This is a genomic window from Pseudomonas sp. HLT2-19-2 (assembly GCF_054898005.1).
In genome coordinates, this window is the sequence record NZ_CM142712.1 from 1239595 (window position 1) to 1258828 (window position 19234).

A 19234-nucleotide genomic window follows, 5' to 3' on the forward strand; every position below is an offset into this window, starting at 1 on the left:
CCATTACAAGCCATCGCGACCATTCTGATCAATGAATTGCTTAAGCCAAATCACACCCTTTCCAGTGAGCATTGGATGCGCCTTTGCTTCAGCTTCACCAGTCTTAGAATTTTCATAGTCGCCCAGCTTAACCTCAAATAGCCCGGCGTCCATGTACTTCTGGTACGGCATATTGATCCGGTTTGGACGACTCATGAGAATCTTATGGTCACGCAGATACTGCAAGTAGCTAGTTCGTCCTGTGCCGAAAAGTTTAGAGGCCGTGACTGGGTTGAACAGGTTTTCTGTGCCAGTCATGGTTTCATAAAATTCCACCTTGTCGGCATCTTCACTGATTTTCTGCTCCAACCGCGCGGTGTAGTCTAGGAGCAAGTGCCCGAAGGTAACTGGTTTGGCCGCTTCTACCTCCAATTCATTCAGACGTTGGAGCACTCGATACCGTAGCGGTATGCTGTAACCAGTAATTAAAGTCTGTGTCAGAATCCCAGGGAGTTTGATTTCAGACGTGTAGCCCCGAGCATCCTTCACCTTATGAACATGGTCCAATATTGGGCCATCTCCAACTTCAAGAAGCATGGTTTTGATGTCGCGGATAACATGCTTGTGCTCCTTCCCAGTCAGCTTTGCAATCTCCAGGCTGCTCATAGTAATGGGAGTTGCTGTATCGCCAGAGTAATCCACCGAGACCCCCTGCAACTGATGGATGAAGGGGCTCCCGTTAGCCATGATGACAGCGCTAGCGATTTGGTTGTGTGCAGCGCTGGTATACGTGGTTTGCATTTTCATATAATTGGTAACTCTCAAAATTAGGATGTAGCTGCCCGTCGCTACAACTTAGTAGCGTTTAATGCGGGCGATGGTAAAGACTTGTCTCGCGCATTATTTCAGTACTGGGCGAGGTCAGTACAAGTTCGGGTTGGAGCTAGGTCATAGTTTCGTCCTGTAGTTTGTTATTCGGGCTTGTAAGGGCAGCAGAAGGCCGTCACGGCAACTTAGAGTTCCGTTGTATTAACAGGTGGGAATCGTAGTGCTTTAATGGCTCTATGCTCAGCCATGTATGCGAGGGCGATTCTCTTATGTCATATTGTTGCTCTCTATAGGTGGTCGGGGCATTTTGCTAGGGCGGACTTATCTTGCGTTTATGGCATGGTGTTCTCTCGCGTAATTTAAATTAGGGCTAGGCAGTTCAGGGCGTTCTGAGTCTCGGGCAGGATAAAACTATTCTCTTATTTGTCATCGCTGGGGCTTCCTAGGAGTAAGTGGCTTGATGCATGTTCGACGTTTGGATTGAACTGGTCAAGAAGAAAGTGGTGGCGTAGTACTTGCTGTTTTCTACACGTAAGCGGTTAACTTTGTCTAAGTTGTCATCGCTGGGGCTCCCTAGGAACAAGTGGCTTGACGCATGTTCTGTGTTTGGATTGAACTGGTCAAGAAGAAAGTGGTGGCGTAGTACTTGCTGTTTTCTACACGTAAGCGGTTAACTTTGTCTAAGTTGCTGGTTTCCTCGGGTGGCTTCTTTATAAGCGGTGCGGATTGTCCAACCAGTCGCAGGACGAACGTGAGATCCGTTAAGGGATGTCGATGCGGCAAGCGCTTCTGCCATCGCCGTCAGTGGGCTGCGACTACCGTAAATGCTGAACGTGACCGCTCCGTCTTCGTGTCCTGCTATCCGCTTTATGAGCGAGTCCTGTACTCCAGCGTCCCGCAAATCGTCGATGAGCGTGTGCCGAAAACTGTGGAATGTCTTCTTGGGGTCGCTGATGCCCTGCTTGGTCTTGTACCGACCGAACCACTCGACGGTGCGTGACCAAGTTTTCCCCGCACGCTCTGCATATCCCAGCCGACGAGCAGCACAAAGCCCGCCAGTTTCTGCCTTCGCCTATGCGGTTCTCCCTAGCCGCTGGGCAGCAGACCTGCCGCTTTCGCAAGACTGGGTAGTTTCTGTATCTCCGAGGCCATTCGTGACAGCGGGTTGATGCCATAGCTGTCCCCGATGTGTCCTGAAGCATGCCCTGTGATCCAGTCGCTAACCTCTTTGGGGATGCCATGCTCCCTGGCCAGAGTCTTGAAACTGTGTCGGAACGCGTGAAGGGGATTGCGGCCTGGTAGATAGACTCCGCAGAGCTGAGTGATCGGACGCCATGATTTGGAGACGATTCCTGCAAAACCATCGGAGACTTTGACCAGCAGGGGGAAAACTCTCGTTCCAGGCTTGCGTCCTTGCACGAGCGTCAACAAACCAAGGGCGATCAGGTCAGGATGGACAGGAATTTCCCTTCGGCTGCTATCTGTTTTTACGGACTTGTCGGGGCGGTCGTCAATGACACGGATAAACCACGAGTTCCCTTCGTGCTGGTGAATGTCTTCAACATACAGCTGAGCCAGTTCTTCGCGACGGCCACCAGTGTAAGCGGCTATCAACGGTATCCAGAACACTGCGTTGCCCGGACGGCCCTCGGCAGTTCGAAGTCGTTGAAACTCGGCATTACTGAATAGTGTGACTAGTTCGCTCCAGCTGTACCCCCGGTTATCGTCCAGGCGGCGTTTCGGTTTACCTGATCCTATACGCTTGTGAATCCGTGATGTACTGACGGGATTTGTTTCAATCAAGCCAGAGTCCACCGAAAACGTCAGCACCGATGACAGCCTTGCCAATAGAAGTCGCGTAGAAGAGATTGCAAGCGGCTTAACCTCGGGATCCGAAGGCTGGATCAGGGTGGTAGCGAACTTGTGGATATCAGAAGGCTGGATTGCCGCAATGGGCATGTCGCCCATGTCAGTGATGTACCTATTGACGGCACGGCTGTAGTCGACTACGTGACGCCGCGATACGTATTCAGACCTACCCGACATGGAGATGGATTGAACGTAACTCGCAAGAGCTGCTGACAGCAATACGCAGGGTTCTGTCTGTACCGGCAGTAAAGGAGCAGGTAGGGCCGTCGTGACTCCTTCAGGCTTAAGGTGCTCGATGTAGATCCCCTGGCGGGCATCATTGAACAATCGCTCGGAGTCCGCATACGCAACGGCAAATGCGGGCTTCGCTTGAAGGTGGTTTCGAGTGTTCAGCGAACGGCGAATTTCGGTCTTGCCGATGATGTGCCTTAGATCATCCGGCACCCTGCGTCGGAGGTAGTAGATACCTGAGTCGGGGTGCCGGAACGGTTGGGCTATCAGTGCCATGTGTACCAGCCTTGTGTATCAGTTGGCTGGGAAAGGGCAGTTCAAGCGTGACTAGCGAACGGGACTTCTTGTCAGTTCATGAAGGATCAGCGTTGGGTCACCAGGTTTTCAGCGCCGCGTTCGCGCACCCAGAACAAGGTCGCTCCCGCTACGGCGGCCGGCATCATCAGGATGTTGACCACCGGAATCAGCAGCACCAGATAAACACTCCCGCCGAAACTCATGCTCTGCCAGCGCTTCTCGCGCAGCCAGGCGAGCATCTCGTTCCAGCCCAGTTTGTGGTTATCCGCCGGGTAGTCGATGTACTGGATCGCCATCATCCACACTCCGAACAGCAGCCACAGCGGCGCGGCGATGATGTTCACCACGGGGATGAACGAGAGGATGAACAGCCCGATTGCTCGTGGCAGGAAATAGCCGAGTTTGCGGATCTCTCGAGACAGGGTGCGGGGGACCATGGCGATCAGTTCACCCCAGCTGAAGGCCGGGAAGTCATCGGTGCCGCGCACCACCACTTCGACCTTCTCCGCAAGGAAGCCATTGAACGGCGCGGCGATGACGTTGGCGAGCATGGTGAAGGTGAAGAACACCATTAACACCACCAGTACGACAAAAATAGGCCAGAGAATGTAATTGAGGAAACTCAGCCAGTCAGGCAGGGAGGGCATCAGCGTATCGACCCACAGGCTGAATTGATGGCCGGCCAGATAGATCAATCCGACGAACAGCACCAGATTGATCACCAGCGGCAACAATACGAACAAGCGCAGGCTGGGGCTCAATACCAGCTTGAGGCCTTCGCGCAGGTATTGCGGGCCGGACAGAACGGGGGCGGGCATATCGTGCTCCGAGCAAAGGGGAAACGCGCCGACCTTACCGGCTTTGCCTGACGGGCGAAAGCGCGGCAGCAGCATCGACATTAACTGTAACAAAGGCGCCTATCTCTCCCTCGTGATGGGATAGAGACCGCCTATGAGCTGGATTGTTAAACCGTATTTCCTTAATCTTCGCCCCCTCGATACGCTGCACCCCATACTTTTTACAGGACTGTCGAGCCCGAGCCTTCCCCAAGGCATTCAACAGTCCTTTTTTATTCCCGCCGGCAACCCGGCGTTCCGCGCCAGAAGTTTCGGGCCGGTCAACAGGAGCAGGTCATGTCTGAAGTCCGTCATTCGCGAGTGATTATTCTCGGTTCCGGCCCTGCCGGTTACAGCGCCGCGGTGTATGCCGCCCGTGCCAACCTCAAGCCGTTGCTGATTACCGGCATGCAGGCCGGCGGTCAACTGACCACCACCACCGAAGTCGACAACTGGCCGGGCGACGTCCACGGCCTGACCGGCCCGGCGCTGATGGAGCGCATGAAAGAGCACGCCGAGCGTTTTGAAACCGAAATCGTCTTCGATCACATCAATGCCGTCGACTTCGCTGCCAAGCCGTACACCCTGACCGGCGACAGCGCGACCTACACTTGCGACGCCCTGATCATCGCCACCGGCGCCAGCGCTCGTTACCTGGGCCTGCCGTCGGAAGAAGCGTTCATGGGCAAAGGCGTTTCGGCCTGCGCAACCTGCGACGGGTTCTTCTACCGCAACAAGCCAGTGGCTGTGGTCGGTGGCGGTAACACTGCCGTGGAAGAAGCGCTGTACCTGGCCAACATCGCCAGTACTGTGACCTTGATTCACCGTCGCGAAACCTTCCGCGCCGAAAAGATCCTGATCGACAAGCTCAATGCCCGGGTTGCCGAAGGCAAGATCGTCTTGAAGCTGAACTCGACTCTGGACGAAGTCCTGGGCGACAACATGGGCGTAACCGGTGCCCGCCTGAAGAACAACGACGGCAGCTTCGACGAGCTGACAGTCGACGGCGTATTCATTGCCATCGGCCACACCCCTAACACTTCGTTGTTCGAAGGTCAGTTGACGTTGAAAGACGGTTATCTGGTGGTCCAGGGCGGCCGTGACGGTAACGCCACTGCCACCAGCCTCGAAGGCATTTTTGCTGCCGGTGACGTGGCTGACCACGTTTACCGTCAAGCCATCACCTCGGCCGGCGCTGGCTGCATGGCGGCACTGGACGCCGAGCGTTACCTCGACGACCTGCAGAACGCTTCGTTCTGATTGCGTAGCAATGAAAAAACCGGCCTCGGCCGGTTTTTTTGTAGCCGCGATTTAATAGCCGATCAAAAAACCTGTGGGAGCAAGCTCGCTCCCACAGGTTGGGGCACTAGACCGGTTTGTTCAGGAAAGCTTCGCCAGACACGCCTCAAGGATATCCAGCCCTTCCTCCAGCACTGCCGCCTCGGTGGTCAACGGTGCCAACAGCCGAATGATGTGGCGCGCCTTGCCGCTGGGCATCACCAGCAAACCTGCGTCTCGTGCCAACGCCAGCAGCTGGGTCAACTGCGCCGATGCCGGTGTGCCGTCGGCATTGATCAGTTCGATGCCACGCATTGCGCCGACGCCGGTCAAGCGGCCCAGATAGGGCGACAGCTTACTGGTGCGCCAGGATTCGTAGCGGCTGACAATCGCTTCTTCCTGTTGTGCGCCCCAGGCTTGCAGGTGCGCGTCAGTCATTTCGTCCAGGGTTGCCAGCGCCGCGGCGCAGGCGATGGGATTGCCTGAATAGGTGCCGCCCAGCCCGCCCTTTGGCAAGGTGTCGAGCAGCGACTTACGGCCGACAACCGCACCCAGCGGCACGCCGCCGGCAATGCTTTTGCCCAGCAGGATCAGGTCCGGCTCAATGCCCAGTCGCGAGAACGCAAAGCGCTGGCCGGTGCGACCGAAGCCGGACTGGATTTCGTCGGCGATCAGCACAATGCCCTTCTCATCGCAGAAGCGTCGCAGCGCCTGGGCAAACTCAGCGTCCATCGCCAGGAAGCCAGCTTCACCTTGCACCGGTTCGAAGATAAAACAGGCGACGTCGTCGACGTCGATCTCGACGCTGAATAGACGGTCCATGGCTTTCAGGGCCTCGGTGCAGGTCACGCCGTTATCCTTGCTCGGGAAGGGCAGGTGATATACCGGGCCCGGCAGCACACCGACTTTCTGTTTGTAAGGTGCGACTTTGCCGTTGAGGTTGAGCGTGGCGAGCGTGCGGCCGTGGAAGGCCCCGTCGAAGGCGATGACGGCTGTGCGGCCGGTCGCGCCACGGACGATCTTCAGGGCGTTTTCCGCCGCTTCCGCGCCGCTGTTGGTGAGCATGCCGCTGACCGGGTAGTCCACCGGAATAAACGCGGTGAGACGATCCATCAGTTCGATGTAGGGCACGTGAGGGGCGGCGTTGAATGCATAGTGAGTCAGGCGCGTGGCTTGTTCGCGAATGGCGTCGACGATGCGCGGATGGCAATGGCCGAGGTTCAGCACCCCGATGCCACCGACGAAGTCGATGTAGCGTTTGCCATCGGTGTCCCAGACCTCGGCGTTTTTGCCGTGGCTGAGCGTGACGGGATGAACGATGTTGATCGACCGGCTGATGGTTTCGCTGCTCATGGATACCTGACTCAGAAGAAGGGATGCTTCTTTTTATCTAAGCCGTGAGCAGCGGTGCCCGGCAAACGAAATAAAGTCGCCGGGTCAATCTTAAAAGTCGGGATGTGTTGGGTGGGCGTGGAATCAGCGACGAGTCAGCGGCTGCTGAGTGAACTTCACACCGGCCAAACCATGCGCAATCAACGCGCGAATATTGCCGTGATCGCTGCCTTCAGGCGTGGCCACCACCAAGCGGTAATGTTCGCCGAACGCCAACAGCGCTTCTTCATCGCTCAAACCTTCCAGCAGCACCAGACCCAAGGTCTTGCACGAGCCTTCGTTCTGCCCGGCTGCGTTTTCCACGCCGCCGTTGTTGAAGGCTTGGGGCTGATATTCGTAGCCGGTGGCGATGAAGGCCAGGGTGTCGGCAAAAACGTGTTCGCCGCTCTTGAGGCGGGTGCGCAGGGTGTTCAAATCACTCATTGGGTTTTCCTTTGGCGAACGCCGCTTGTTGTTCGGCGTTGGCTTCTTGCTGGTATTGGGCTTTCCACTCGGCGTACGGCATGCCGTAAACCACTTCGCGGGCGTCATCGAGGCTGACCTCGATCTGGCGTTCGTCAGCGGCGGCCTTGTACCACTTGGACAAGCAGTTGCGGCAGAAACCGGAGAGGTTCATCAGGTCGATGTTCTGCACATCCTTGCGGCTGTCCAGATGGGCGACCAGTCGGCGAAAGGCGGCGGCTTCGAGTTCCAGGCGTTGTTGATCGGTCATGGCGGGGCTCTGTGCAATCAAATCGTGGCGCGGATGATAAAAGTCTGACGAACAATGCGCCAGACGCGCTTAGCGGCTCGCCGCGAGGGTAATCGACACCGACTCGGCGAAACGCAGGGCGTGTGGCTTGTCGACTTCCACTTCAGCGTACAGCACCGATTCATTGGTCATGACCAGATCAAGAATTTCCTGAGTCAGGCGCTCGAGCAGGGCGAACCGATTGCCTTCCACGTGGGCGATGATCGCCTTGGTGATGGTGCGGTAATTCAGCGCGTGATCGATGTCGTTGTCACGCACCGCTTCCTGAGCGGCATACAGGATGGTCAGGTTGATCTGCACATCCTGCTTGTTGAGGATTTCATCCTCGTTGATGCCGATGAAGGTCCGCAGGCACAGGTCCTTGACCCGGATGCGTGCCATTCCTGGTTGAAGTTGTGGCATTGCTACTTGCTCCGTCCAATCAATTGCAGGAACTCCTGGCGGGTGTTGCTCGAGTCGCGGAAGGCGCCGAGCATCACCGAGGTGTTCATGGTCGAATTCTGTTTCTCGACGCCGCGCATCATCATGCACATGTGCTTGGCTTCGATGACCACCGCGACGCCCGCCGCGCCGGTCACTTGCTGCACCGCGTCGGCGATTTGCCGGGTGAGGTTTTCCTGGATTTGCAAACGGCGGGCGAACATGTCCACCAGTCGCGCAATCTTCGACAGGCCCAGCACCTTGCCCGTTGGAATATAAGCCACATGCGCCTTGCCGATGAAGGGCAGCATGTGATGTTCGCAGAGCGAGTACAGCTCGATGTTGTCGACGATGATCATTTCATCGTTGTCAGAAGCGAACAGCGCACCGTTGACGATCTCTTCGACACTTTGCTCGTAACCATGGCAGAGGTACTGCATGGCTTTTGCCGCGCGAGCCGGGGTGTCTTGCAGGCCCTCGCGGTCGGGGTTTTCACCGAGGCCGATGAGGATCTCGCGATAGCTCTGGGACAGGGAATTCTGGGGCAGGGATAACGTCATGGAGCATCCATCCTCGCGGGACCGCTTATTTGATGTGCCGTCCGCCGTTGACGGTCAGGGTCGTGCCGGTGACATAAGGGTTGTCGAGCAAATAGCGCAAGCTCTGGTAGATCACTTCGCTGCCGGGTTCGATACCCAGCGCGGACTTGGCCAGGGCCTTGGCGCGGTACGCCGCGTCGTCGTCAGGGTTGAACAGTAGCAGGGCTGGCGCGATGCCGTTGACCTTGATTGTCGGCGCGTATTTCGCGGCGAAGGACAAGGTGAGGCTGTCGAGCCCGGCTTTGCTGGCGCAGTAGCCGATGTGCTTGCTGCTGCCCTTGCGGGTCACGTCGTCGCCGATGTGCACGATGTCGGCGGGGCTTGAGCGTTGCAGCAAGTCGGCACAGTGCAGGTTGATCAGGTAAGGCGCCAGCATGTGCACGCTGAACATGCGGGTGAAGGCCGCAGCGTCGGTGTCGGAGGTTTCGGCCAACCATTCGGAGGCGTTATGGACAATCGCCCGCAGGCTGTCGGTGTGGTTTTTCAGTTCGCTGATGAACGCGAAGATCCCTGCTTCAGTGGAGAAGTCTGCAAACACCGCGGTCGCCCCCAGGTCGCGCAGGGTTTGCACACCGGGGCGTTCACTGCGGTAGCTGAAGATCACCGGCTGGCCATCCTCAAGCAAACGCTGCGCGCAGTGCAGGCCAACACGTTGGCCGGCACCGGTGATAAGGATTGGGGCTGCGGAAGAGGTCATGAACGGCTCGCGTCGCGGTAAGAGCAAAACTATACCAGCGACGGGAGGCGTACACCTATTGTGGTGGCAGGCTTAGCGATTCTGCGTTGAAGGCTCGGCGGGCAGCGGCCGTTGCGGCGTGCTGCTCAGCCAGCTGGCCAGCAGGCGGGTCGACAGCGGAATGAAGAAATAAACCATCAACGGCGTCAGGCACAAGGTGCTGATGAACACCCGGCTCAGCAGCCCCATGTCGCTCAGTAACGGCCCTAGGACAAAGTTGAACAGCAGGGAAACCGGAAAGAACGCCAACCAGATCGCCACGGCCTGTTTCCAGCGTGGTGGGCGCTGGCCGGCCACGCCGAACCAGCCTTCGATGCCGCTGACCCGATGTTCCGTTGGGTGGGCGAACAAGTCGCTGCCGCGTCCGAGCCAGGTGGTGCGCGACACAGAATGCTCCCAGGCGTGCAGGGTCTGCTCGTCGGCGAAGCGGAAGATAATCTGGAATTCGTCATCGTCGGGCGGCGGAGCGAGCACACCAGAGCCGAGATAGCCGGGAAAATCGGTAGCCAGTTGTTCGCCTTCGCGCAACCAAGCGATCAGGTCCTGATAACGCCCATCGGCGACGCGGCGCGCAACCATCAGCGTGACGGGTGAGGTAGACATTGTGCATCTCCGTATAACGAACGCGTCGCTCCGGGTAGGAGTTTCGCCAGGCACAGCGCCGGGATGGTGGGCTGCGTCTTGGAACTAGCAAGGATTATTCCTGAATTTGCAGGGTACGTCAGTGAATTTGTCGCCATCAACGTCTTGAAGAGTAGGGGGGCAGGAGAGGTAGAATGGGATCCAATTTATACATGGACGCAGAATTTTAAAATGCCAGTCCTGACTGACGTTGTCCCGGGATTGCAGCCCGGTCTTCCTCTCGAGCAGGAAGAACTGTTTCCGATTCGCGAAGTGGCGCGCCTGACCAGGGTCAACCCGGTCACGCTACGCGCATGGGAACGCCGCTATGGGCTGATACAGCCTACGCGCACCGAAAGTGGGCACCGTCTGTATTCGATGGCCGATATCGATCGGGTCCGCAGCATCCTGGGCTGGATCGAACGCGGCGTTGCCGTCAGTAAAGTTGGCAAGATCCTGGCCAGGATTGCACCGCTTCAAATGCTGTCGCACATCATCCCCAATGAACTCGTGCAAGCTGACTACACGCAATGGCAGCAGCAAGTTCAGGCGGTGGTGAGTGCTTTTGACGAGGTTCATTTGGAGCAGGTCTATGGACAGATCTTTTCCAGTTACCCTCTGACTGTCGTGTTTCAGGACATTCTGCTTCCACTCTGGAAGCAATTGCTGCAGCGCCATGACGCGTTCGGTCAGACCAGCGAGTGGCTTTTCCTGGATGGTTTTCTGCGTTCTCGAGTGTTGCAGCGCTTGCTACTGGTGCGTGTCATGCAGCCGCGACGGGTGATTGTCAGCGCCCTGAACGATCAGTGTCGTGAACTCGAACTGCTGGTAACGGCGCTGTTTCTGAGCAGTGTCGATTCGGCCATTCAAGTGTTGGCTATCGGTCAGCCATTGGCCGAATTGACCCTGATCTGCGAGAGGGTCAAGCCCAAGGCGCTGGTGCTTGTTTCCAATCACGCGCCTGCGCTCGAGTTGCCACGGCGTTTGAATCGCTTGGCTTTGAGCCTGGATTGTCAGTTGATGCTGGCGGGGGATGCGTCCGATCTGGTGCAGGAGAACCTGGCTGGATCGTCGATTGGATGTCTGGGTAACGAGGGAGTTGTCATGCGTCAGCGTCTGAAACAGTTCCTGGCAGGCAACCTGGATACTTGAATCAAAGATGCATGGCCGGATGCGTCAGCCGATGTTGCTGAAGAATGTATTGGCGTAGACGCTCGGTTTCGTCCTTATCATCCTGATTCAACTGATAGGCATAGAGCCCGTTCTTGGTTTCTTTTTCGAAGGAGCCGCGCAACGAAATACGCTCATAGCCTGACGGGCTGAACCACAAGGCGAAATGTTTGAGCGGTTTGGTCTTGTTGCGAACTTCCACCAAAACCCCTTTGAACGACACTTCGTGCACCCACAACGTACCGGGTTGGCCACTGGCATTCTCCAGTGCAACCGGTTCTTCGAGTACCAGGCGCCATGGCCGGACCATCGGTCCGTCTTCATAGATGCTGGGGACGCCGAGGCGTAAATGCATCGCGTGAAACTCGTCTTCCACTAGGTGCAGCGGGAAGGTCATTTGCTGATTTTCGAAGTTGGCCTGGATGGTGACTTGCTCATGAGCGGCAAGGCGCGTGAGCAAATCACGGATTTGTGAACCACCGTTGACGAGCAGGCTCGACGTCGCATCCCGCACATTGAGTTGCGGGTTGTGTTGCATGGTCTGGATAAAATCCAGCTCATCTTGAGTCAAGAGTGCGTCGCGTTGCATGATCTGCTCGACAGAAATAGTTACAAAGTCACTGGTGATTGTAGTTAATGACAATCAATTCTTCGTTTTGTTTTCGCCGTTCGTCGTTTTTAGTGCGGCAAGCTCGGCCTGGACCTCAGCCAATTGCGCCTCCAACTGCGCGACTCGCTGCTGCGCCTTGACCTGAGCGGTGACGTCTTTCTGCACTCCAACAAAATAAGTCTGCCCGTCGCTCGGGTTCTTCACTGTCGAAAGGGACAGCTCGTTCCAGAACGGCGTACCGTCCTTGCGGTAATTCCTGAGGATTTCCCGGCAGGAACCGTCACTGCTCAACGCCTCGCGAATCAACGGGAGAGCTTCCTGGTCACGGTCTCCGGACTGAAGAAAACGGCAATCCTGGTAGAGGATTTCTTCGCTGGTGTAACCCGTCAGGCGTTCGAATGCCGGGTTGACGTAAATCAGAATGTTGTCCTGCTCGCCTTCCTTTTCGGCGATCACGATGCCGTCGTTGGAAGCGTTGATCACCAGTTGCAGCAGTTGGGCGTTAATCATCGGAGAATCCTTTCCAATTTGATTGTGGGCTGCATTCTAAAAGAAGCACCGTCTACTGACCATCAGCGTTAATCGAGAGTCAATCGCAGCTTTTTTGCCACGGCTGTTAATATCCCCCGTCTTTTTACTCAGCTTCAGGATCAGATTGATGAAAGTCGCCATCCTTTCCGGCTCGGTATACGGCACGGCTGAAGAAGTCGCCCGCCACGCCGCTAATATTTTGAAAGCCGCGGGTTTCGACGCCTGGCACAACCCGCGTGCGAGCCTCGCCGATGTTCAGGCCTTTGGTCCCGAAGCCTTTCTGGCGGTGACTTCGACCACTGGTATGGGCGAGTTGCCTGACAACCTGCAGCCGTTGTATTTCGCAATTCGCGACCAGTTACCGGCTGCCTGGCGTGGCTTACCGGGTGCCGTGATTGGTCTGGGCGATGCGAGTTACGGCGACACGTTTTGCGGCGGCGGCGAGTTGATGCGCGAATTGTTCGGCGAATTGGGCCTACGTGAAGTCCTGCCCATGCTGCGCCTGGACGCCAGTGAAAGCGTGACGCCGGAAACCGACGCCGAGCCTTGGCTGAAGGAGCTGGTCAACGCTCTGCGGGGCTGACCGGCCGCTCGCGCAGCAAAGCGAGCCAGGCTTGCGCGGCGGTCACGAGCGTCGTTCAGGCTACCGCCCTCAAGTAATAAAAAGCTTGGCTCGACTGGCGACTGAATTGGCCGTACTGCTGGCTATCTAGCGGTTAGTCATGGTTCTGACGGGGCTGCTGAACCTGTTCGCCGCACCGTTATTGGCGGCAGTACTTTGACGTGGATCCAGCCTCGTCGGCGTACTGACTCGCCAGGCCATCAAGCTGGCTGCCAATGCAACTACACGATTCCCGGGGCGTGACTAGACTGCTGTAACGTCGGTAAACAATAGAAACCCCAAGAATAAAAATTAGAGGTTCCTTGCCGTGAACGTAGCCCCCGCCCAATCACCACACAGTGTCAAAGACCAGGTCAGCGCCGCCGAATGGCAGACCCGCGTCGACCTCGCTGCCTGCTATCGTCTGGTCGCCCTGCATGGCTGGGATGATCTGATTTTTACCCACATCTCGGCCAAGGTGCCCGGTACCGAGGACTTTCTGATCAACCCGTTCGGGTTGATGTTCCACGAGATCACTGCGTCGAGCCTGGTCAAGGTCGATCAGGCCGGCAACAAGCTGATGGACAGCCCTTACGAGATCAACCCGGCGGGTTACACCATCCACAGCGCGGTGCACGAGGTTCGTCACGATGTCGTCTGCGTGCTGCACACCCATACCGCGGCAGGTGTCGCGGTATCGGCGCAGAAACAAGGCATTTTGCCGATCAGTCAACAGTCGTTGTTTGTCCTGTCCAGCCTGGCTTATCACGCCTACGAAGGTGTTGCGCTAAACCATGAAGAGAAGGCGCGACTGCAAGCCGACCTCGGCGAAAACAATTTCCTGATGCTGCGCAACCATGGTCTGTTGACCTGTGGCGCTACCATCGCCGACACGTTCCTGATGATGTTTACCTTCCAGCGTGCCTGCGATATCCAGGTGCTGGCGCAGAACGGTGGCGCCGAACTGATCACCATCGAACCGCAGATTCTGGCGGGCGCCAAGGCGATGATCGCTGGCGTCACCAAAAGCGCTCAAGGGATGGGCGGCGCACTGGCCTGGCCAGCGCTGCTGCGCAAACTCGATAAACAAGACCCGGGTTATAAACTCTAATGCCACTCGCCGAGATCCCCCTGAGTGCTTGGCGCAAGCGCGGCCAGACGTTCGTATTCCGTGGCCAGAGCATCCGTTACTGGACGGCGGGGCAGGGTGAGCCACTGTTGCTCATTCATGGCTTCCCCACCGCCAGTTGGGACTGGCATTTCCTGTGGCAGCCGCTGACCCAGCGCTATCGCGTAATTGCCTGCGACATGCTCGGCTTCGGTGATTCCGCCAAACCGGTGGACCACGAATACAGCCTGCTGGAGCAAGCCGATCTGCAACAGGCCTTGCTGGCACACGTGAACGTCGAGCAGCCGGTGCACCTGTTGGCTCACGATTATGGCGACAGCGTGGCCCAGGAACTGTTGGCCCGGCATTACGAAGCGCGCATTGATATAGCGAGTTGTGTGTTCCTCAATGGCGGCCTCTTTCCCGAAACCCATCGCCCGATACTGATGCAAAAACTCATGCTCAGCCCCTTGGGCTGGATGATCGGGCGAGCCTTTTCCCGTGACGGTCTGGTGAAGAGTTTCCGGCAGGTCTTCGGTCCGCAGAGCCGTCCCACCGAGAGCGAAATGGATGATTTCTGGAGCCTGATCGAGAGCAATCACGGGCAACGGATCATGCACAAATTGATTGCCTACATCCCTGAGCGGCGTGCCCAGCGTGAGCGTTGGGTCGCAGCCATGCAGCGTGGTGAAGTGCAGTTGCGGGTGATTGATGGTGAAGTCGATCCGATCTCCGGTGCGCACATGGTCGAGCGCTATCGGGAACTGATTCCGAATCCGGACACGGTCTTGTTGCCCGGCATTGGCCACTACCCTCAGACCGAGGCGCCGGTACAGGTGCTCAAGCACTATCTGGAGTTTCGCGATCAGCTGGTTTCACCGCCGCGCAGGGCGGCCTGCTCCTGATTATCCCCCTGCCTTATTGCGCACCATTCATCCTCACCCCAGTTCATTGTGACCCGCATCGCCGTGCCTGACACTCGGACTCATTGTCCCCTGGCCTGCTGGAGTCCCCCAATGAATGAGTCTGTGCGCTTCGAAGATAAAGTGGTGATCATCACGGGTGCAGGCGGCGGCCTGGGCCGGGCACACGCGCTGCTGTTCGCCAAACAGGGCGCCAAGGTGCTGGTCAACGATCTCGGCGGCTCGGCTCAAGGCGAAGGTGCAAACGCATCGTCGGCAGACCGAGTGGTGGCCGAAATTCGCGAGGTAGGTGGCATCGCCGAGGCCAACCATGACACCGTCACCGACGGCGACAAAATCGTTCAGCACGCCCTCGACGCTTTTGGCCGTGTCGATGTGGTGGTCAACAACGCCGGGATTCTGCGGGACAAGACCTTCCACAAAATGGACGACGGCGACTGGGACCTGGTTTACCGCGTCCACGTCGAAGGCGCTTACAAAGTCACCCGCGCCGCCTGGCCGCACCTGCGCGAGCAAAACTACGGGCGCATCATCTTCACTGCTTCGACCTCGGGCATTTACGGCAACTTCGGCCAGTCCAACTACGGCATGGCCAAACTCGGCCTCTACGGCCTGACCCGCACACTGGCCATCGAAGGCCGCAAGAACAACATCCTGGTCAACGCCATTGCCCCCACCGGCGGCACCCGCATGACCGAAGGCCTGATCCCGCCGCAAGTCTTCGAACAACTCAAACCTGAACTGGTCAGCCCACTCGTGGTGTACCTCGCCAGCGAGAACTGCCAGGAAACCTCAGGGTTGTTTGAAGTCGGCGGCGGCTGGATGGGCAAGGTCCGCTGGGAACGAAGCCTGGGTGCCGGGTTCGATCCGCGGGTTGGTTTCTCCCCGGAAGAGGTGGCGGCGCATTGGCAGCAGATCTGCGATTTCGAAGGCGCAGTGCATCCAAAGGACAACATTGAAGCGCTGAAGGAAATGATGGGGAATTTGCAGAAGCATTCGGTTTAAGCCTTGTGCCATGAGTCGCAGGGACGCGGCTTGGGACCTATGGAGTTTCAGACATGCGTTTTGTCTGTGACGAACTCAGTCGGATAGTCACCTACAAAAATAGCCGCTGAAAATGCAGCGGCTGAAGTCGGGTTTGCACTTGGTTTGAATAGTCATCGCGTTTATTTATTATTTGGTTTTGAAACCCGGCTTTCCGTTTTCAGCTCGCCAGGTTTTTACTTTTTTAATGACGGCTTCGGGGGTGGAGTCTTCGTCTGAGTCTGCGTAGTAAATTAAGTCAGAACCGTCGGGATGCTCCGTCAGCTCCTCAAACAAAAGTACGGCGGCTATTTGTTCTTTTTCAGTCGGGTATTACGATCTGCAGATCTCAGTTAAAAATTCAAGAAATTCTTCTTCGGTGTAATCGGAAATGTTGCTCATGTCAGTTTCCTCCTTTGTGTAGTTCGGAGTGTCGTTTGGGAGTGACAATTCGGATGTTTTCGATATCGTAGATTTCGCCGCCTCTAGAAACACGGTTCACATGGTGTAACTCAAGTTTTACTTTGCCACCTGACCTGTCGTCTTTTCGCGAAAAAGGGGCTCTTCCGTTTTTCATTTCTTGAATATTGTTGGCAGTAAACTGTTTGGATAACTCAGGGTCGGCAATTGCAGCTCTCCAGAAAGCCTCTCTAAAAGCCCTGAAACTCGAAAAATTCTGTCCTCGAAGTTTATCCGCAATCTGATTGGAGCTTCAAATGTCTGACTTATTATCAACCTTAATTGCTGGGGCGCTTCGCGTGATTACAGAACTATGTAGTCGGTTTCCGAGAAGTGTGTAGGTGGTAGGAAGTCTCGTGAGTTTGCATAAAGACTGGCGGTGAATGTGCAGTATAAGAAGCAAGCACGAATGCTTGCTTCTTTATTTGGATTACTGTGCTTCAGGTTTGAAGCCTGGTTTGCCGTTGGCTGCTCGCCATTGTTTGAAGATATTTACTACGCTGCTTGGACTGTCTTCTACACCCTCATCTGGGTGGCACAATACATCTGATGCGCTGGGGTGTTCAGAAGTATTAATTATGTTTTCAAAGATGTCGTCGTGCTCATTCTCTGATGAGTAATCTCCTTCAAATAACGAGCCTACAAGGATTAGGTATTCGTGCTCTGTGTAATCTTCAAACTTGTTTTTTAAAATCATATTAATCTCCTTGGCCCTTTTTGGAGTGAGTTTGGATGTGCTGCTTTGGAGTTAGTATGCGCAGATTGTCTATGTCGTAAACTGCTCCTCCATTGTCGATTGGTGTTACATGGTGGATTTCGTATTTTCGCCTTTTACCTACATGTTCGGTTTGATGAGGTTTTGGCGATAATCCATGTTTTATACTAGCTTTGTCGATACGGTCAAATTGTTCAAATAAGTATTCATCACTAGCCACTGCCTTCCAAAATGCCCTGCGGAACGATTTAAAACTCGAAAACTCCCGCCCTCGAAATTTATCTGCAATCTGCATCGGAATCGGGGCTCCTTGTCCCGTCGAGGCTGCCCCCAACCAATTTCCTGAAACTGGTTGTCCGTCTCCGCTGGCAACACCGGGATCATCCCGCCGATCCCTGAACATCGTGAACGTCGGAGGGATTCCCGAATCCACCGGGAAAACTGTAATGAAGCCACCAAAGCTGTAAAGATCCAGCTCCGGGTGTGTATCTATCCTTCCTTCAAGGGCCGTTAAAGTAGTTCCGTCGTAAACGACAATGTTCGGCTCCCTGGGCGGGAGACTGGTTGACGCGTTGTTTGGCTTTACAATCGGCGTCCATGTCATACCGATGGACGGGGCGTCTGGGTTGTAGGATCTGTAGGCGTTGACACTTGGATCGTAGGTGGCGAGTCGCACCGGTATTTTGCCAGGCACCGTAGTGCCGTTTGCAGCGGCAACCACAAACTCCGTGGTGTTCCCAACGGTTCTGGAGCCAATAGCTATCGGCAATTCGATTTCCCCGTTGGCCTCGCCAATAGGGCGCAGGGAATTGAGATGGGTAGGTATGAGATCCGCGAGTGGGACGCTCAAGGCGTGGAGAGAATCAGGCTCGTATTCCGAGAGCGAGAGGCTCCAGGCATGGAGATTGTCGGGTGCCAGATCCGAGAGTGGGACGCTCAATTGTCGGAGATCACCGTTACCCAATGGCGAGGGGAACAGCAGCGACGCGAATCCGACGATTACGGGGCTGGCCACCGCGGTACCTGCCGTAATCACGGCGGCTACTCCGGTTTGCAGAGCCGCCCTGATTGCCTGGGTTGTGGCTGCACTGGTGGCGAGACGACCAGTTGCCAGGGTGAACACCGGGCCAGCTGCTACGGCCGAGGCTGATACGGGAAACGGCCGACTGTTTTTGGCGACTTCCCATGACTCGAACATCGCAACCATCGCATTTAGTCTTGCGAGCCCTTCCGCACGTTGTTTGGCATTGACCTCCTCTCGCTCTTTCGTCTCTTGCGCTTCGAGGCGTGCTCGTTCTTCGGCGATGTACCGAGCGGCGGCTTCAGCGGCAATCCGGGATTGCTCGGTGGCCAATCGCTCGGCTTCTGCCAGTGCTGCTAACCGGGCCTGCTCTTGGGCATGGGCCAGTGCTTCAGCTTCCGCCCTGATGCGTGCCTGTTCAGCAGCGACACGTTGAGCTTCCTGTTCCGCTGCCAATCGCGCCTGTTCAGCGGCCTGCATGACACTGAGGGTGTGTTGAAGATTGACTGTTCGCTGGTGGAGCGACTGCAAGGTTTGAGCCAGCAATCTGGCTTCGATCGCGGCTCTGAGTGATTGATTCAAAGCCTGCATGGCAATTCCATTCGGTCCCGGCCACTTCTCCATTTTCGTGGCTTTGATCATGAATTCATTGATATGCCGATTAAATGGATCACCTCCATAAAACGCGTGGGCGGTGGATGTATTACTGTGGAACTCTACGGTCTTACGTTGTGTAAGTTTATTCAGTACCCCTAATTCCCGGACGACTGATTGCAAAGGTGGAACTGGCTCCGTTGGACCTTCATGTCGGGTCGCTGCCAGTTCTGCCTCGATGGTTTGCGGTAGTTCGCTGGATCTGGTCTGATATTGCTGCTCCAGAACCTTGGTTGTGGCTTTTACTTCGTTTTGATTTCGATAATAGATCGGTACGCCTCGGCCGAATGGGCCGTCTTTCGGCGTGTTGGATGTCCGAGGCGCGGGCATCATGTGATCGGGTGCAGTTCCTATTATCTCGACAGGCGTATCGATTCTAAGAAAACCTGGTCTGGATTGATCTGTTGGCCGTGTGGCTTTGGCATATTCATATCCGTTTGAATGTGCTTAATGTTTTAAAAAGAGCGAATTTTTGGCTAGCCATTATGAGGAGGAGTGCCAGCTCTTGCTTCGTGCTATTTAAAGTTACAGCAGAAGGGAACACCATGGGTCTGAGAGGTCTGTGGGGCGTTACATATAAGA

At 56.1% G+C, this 19234-nt stretch carries 21 protein-coding genes and 2 pseudogenes; 6 read left to right on the forward strand and 17 right to left on the reverse strand.

Features of this window, described 5'->3' with window-relative positions:
* Positions 1-3: 3 nt before the first annotated feature.
* The 4 genes and pseudogenes from ACYZTU_RS05700 to cysZ form a co-directional block, all read right to left on the reverse strand.
* Positions 4-786 (reverse strand): phage antirepressor KilAC domain-containing protein, encoded by a 783-nt coding sequence (locus ACYZTU_RS05700; RefSeq protein ID WP_461968620.1) that lies wholly within the window; start codon positions 784-786, stop codon positions 4-6.
* A gap of 802 nt (positions 787-1588) precedes the next feature.
* Positions 1589-1836, reverse strand: a pseudogene (locus ACYZTU_RS05705) (tyrosine-type recombinase/integrase); the annotation flags it as partial.
* A 57-nt stretch (positions 1837-1893) separates the two neighbouring features.
* Positions 1894-3183: a DUF6538 domain-containing protein gene (locus ACYZTU_RS05710; protein WP_461968622.1), complete on the reverse strand. Its 1290-nt coding sequence runs from the start codon at positions 3181-3183 to the stop codon at positions 1894-1896.
* An 86-nt stretch (positions 3184-3269) separates the two neighbouring features.
* Positions 3270-4022, reverse strand: a complete 753-nt coding sequence (gene cysZ / locus ACYZTU_RS05715) for a sulfate transporter CysZ (protein ID WP_461968624.1) — start codon at positions 4020-4022, stop codon at positions 3270-3272.
* A gap of 315 nt (positions 4023-4337) precedes the next feature.
* Between cysZ and trxB the strand changes: the two genes are divergently transcribed.
* A complete protein-coding gene (gene trxB / locus ACYZTU_RS05720) occupies positions 4338-5300 on the forward strand; it encodes a thioredoxin-disulfide reductase (protein ID WP_131061180.1) in 963 nt (320 codons plus the stop codon).
* Positions 5301-5420: 120 nt separating this feature from the next.
* On the opposite strand, the gene ACYZTU_RS05725 is transcribed toward trxB, so the two are convergent.
* From ACYZTU_RS05725 to ACYZTU_RS05755, 7 genes are all read right to left on the reverse strand, one after another.
* Positions 5421-6671: a 2-aminoadipate transaminase gene (locus tag ACYZTU_RS05725; protein ID WP_461968626.1), complete on the reverse strand. Its 1251-nt coding sequence runs from the start codon at positions 6669-6671 to the stop codon at positions 5421-5423.
* 123 nt (positions 6672-6794) lie between these two features.
* Positions 6795-7133 (reverse strand): HopJ type III effector protein, encoded by a 339-nt coding sequence (locus tag ACYZTU_RS05730; RefSeq protein ID WP_461968628.1) that lies wholly within the window; start codon positions 7131-7133, stop codon positions 6795-6797.
* On the reverse strand, positions 7126-7422 hold the full coding sequence (locus ACYZTU_RS05735; protein ID WP_008150700.1) for a DUF1244 domain-containing protein: 297 nt from the start codon (positions 7420-7422) through the stop codon (positions 7126-7128). Before ACYZTU_RS05735 ends, ACYZTU_RS05730 begins: the two co-directional genes overlap by 8 nt.
* 69 nt (positions 7423-7491) lie before the next feature.
* Entirely contained in the window at positions 7492-7863 is a 372-nt protein-coding gene (gene folX, locus ACYZTU_RS05740; RefSeq protein WP_461968630.1) for a dihydroneopterin triphosphate 2'-epimerase, read from the reverse strand.
* A 2-nt stretch (positions 7864-7865) separates the two neighbouring features.
* Positions 7866-8441 (reverse strand): GTP cyclohydrolase I FolE, encoded by a 576-nt coding sequence (gene folE, locus ACYZTU_RS05745; protein WP_461968632.1) that lies wholly within the window; start codon positions 8439-8441, stop codon positions 7866-7868.
* Between the two features lie 25 nt (positions 8442-8466).
* Positions 8467-9177, reverse strand: coding sequence for a dihydromonapterin reductase (gene folM, locus ACYZTU_RS05750; protein ID WP_461968634.1), 711 nt, complete (start codon positions 9175-9177; stop codon positions 8467-8469).
* A 72-nt stretch (positions 9178-9249) separates the two neighbouring features.
* Positions 9250-9819, reverse strand: coding sequence for an antibiotic biosynthesis monooxygenase (locus ACYZTU_RS05755; RefSeq protein WP_461968636.1), 570 nt, complete (start codon positions 9817-9819; stop codon positions 9250-9252).
* A gap of 210 nt (positions 9820-10029) precedes the next feature.
* Here ACYZTU_RS05755 and ACYZTU_RS05760 point away from each other — a divergent pair, with 210 nt between their 5' ends.
* The gene (locus tag ACYZTU_RS05760) at positions 10030-10989 is read left to right on the forward strand and encodes a MerR family transcriptional regulator (RefSeq protein ID WP_461970969.1); all 960 of its coding nucleotides are present in this window, start codon (positions 10030-10032) and stop codon (positions 10987-10989) included.
* Position 10990: 1 nt separating this feature from the next.
* On the opposite strand, the gene ACYZTU_RS05765 is transcribed toward ACYZTU_RS05760, so the two are convergent.
* Both ACYZTU_RS05765 and ACYZTU_RS05770 read right to left on the reverse strand, forming a co-directional pair.
* A complete protein-coding gene (locus tag ACYZTU_RS05765) occupies positions 10991-11596 on the reverse strand; it encodes a hypothetical protein (RefSeq protein WP_461968638.1) in 606 nt (201 codons plus the stop codon).
* 54 nt (positions 11597-11650) lie between these two features.
* Positions 11651-12127 carry a PAS domain-containing protein gene (locus ACYZTU_RS05770; RefSeq protein ID WP_461968640.1) on the reverse strand — a complete coding sequence of 159 codons (477 nt, stop codon included), beginning with the start codon at positions 12125-12127 and terminating at the stop codon, positions 11651-11653.
* Between the two features lie 148 nt (positions 12128-12275).
* Between ACYZTU_RS05770 and ACYZTU_RS05775 the strand changes: the two genes are divergently transcribed.
* The 4 genes from ACYZTU_RS05775 (at position 12276) to ACYZTU_RS05790 (ending at position 15785) form a co-directional block, all read left to right on the forward strand.
* Positions 12276-12731, forward strand: a complete 456-nt coding sequence (locus ACYZTU_RS05775; protein ID WP_461968642.1) for a flavodoxin — start codon at positions 12276-12278, stop codon at positions 12729-12731.
* A gap of 346 nt (positions 12732-13077) precedes the next feature.
* Positions 13078-13860 carry a class II aldolase/adducin family protein gene (locus ACYZTU_RS05780; protein ID WP_461968643.1) on the forward strand — a complete coding sequence of 261 codons (783 nt, stop codon included), beginning with the start codon at positions 13078-13080 and terminating at the stop codon, positions 13858-13860.
* Positions 13860-14762, forward strand: a complete 903-nt coding sequence (locus ACYZTU_RS05785) for an alpha/beta fold hydrolase (RefSeq protein ID WP_461968645.1) — start codon at positions 13860-13862, stop codon at positions 14760-14762. Before ACYZTU_RS05780 ends, ACYZTU_RS05785 begins: the two co-directional genes overlap by 1 nt.
* 111 nt (positions 14763-14873) lie before the next feature.
* On the forward strand, positions 14874-15785 hold the full coding sequence (locus ACYZTU_RS05790; RefSeq protein WP_461968647.1) for an SDR family oxidoreductase: 912 nt from the start codon (positions 14874-14876) through the stop codon (positions 15783-15785).
* A gap of 168 nt (positions 15786-15953) precedes the next feature.
* Here the strand turns inward: ACYZTU_RS05790 and ACYZTU_RS05795 are convergent.
* The 4 genes and pseudogenes from ACYZTU_RS05795 to ACYZTU_RS05810 form a co-directional block, all read right to left on the reverse strand.
* Positions 15954-16205: pseudogene (locus tag ACYZTU_RS05795) on the reverse strand (bacteriocin immunity protein).
* 1 nt (position 16206) lies between these two features.
* Positions 16207-16503 carry an HNH endonuclease signature motif containing protein gene (locus ACYZTU_RS05800; RefSeq protein ID WP_461970971.1) on the reverse strand — a complete coding sequence of 99 codons (297 nt, stop codon included), beginning with the start codon at positions 16501-16503 and terminating at the stop codon, positions 16207-16209.
* A 189-nt stretch (positions 16504-16692) separates the two neighbouring features.
* A complete protein-coding gene (locus ACYZTU_RS05805; RefSeq protein WP_461968649.1) occupies positions 16693-16959 on the reverse strand; it encodes a bacteriocin immunity protein in 267 nt (88 codons plus the stop codon).
* 1 nt (position 16960) lies between these two features.
* On the reverse strand, positions 16961-18985 hold the full coding sequence (locus tag ACYZTU_RS05810) for an S-type pyocin domain-containing protein (RefSeq protein WP_461968651.1): 2025 nt from the start codon (positions 18983-18985) through the stop codon (positions 16961-16963).
* Positions 18986-19234 lie beyond the last annotated feature (249 nt).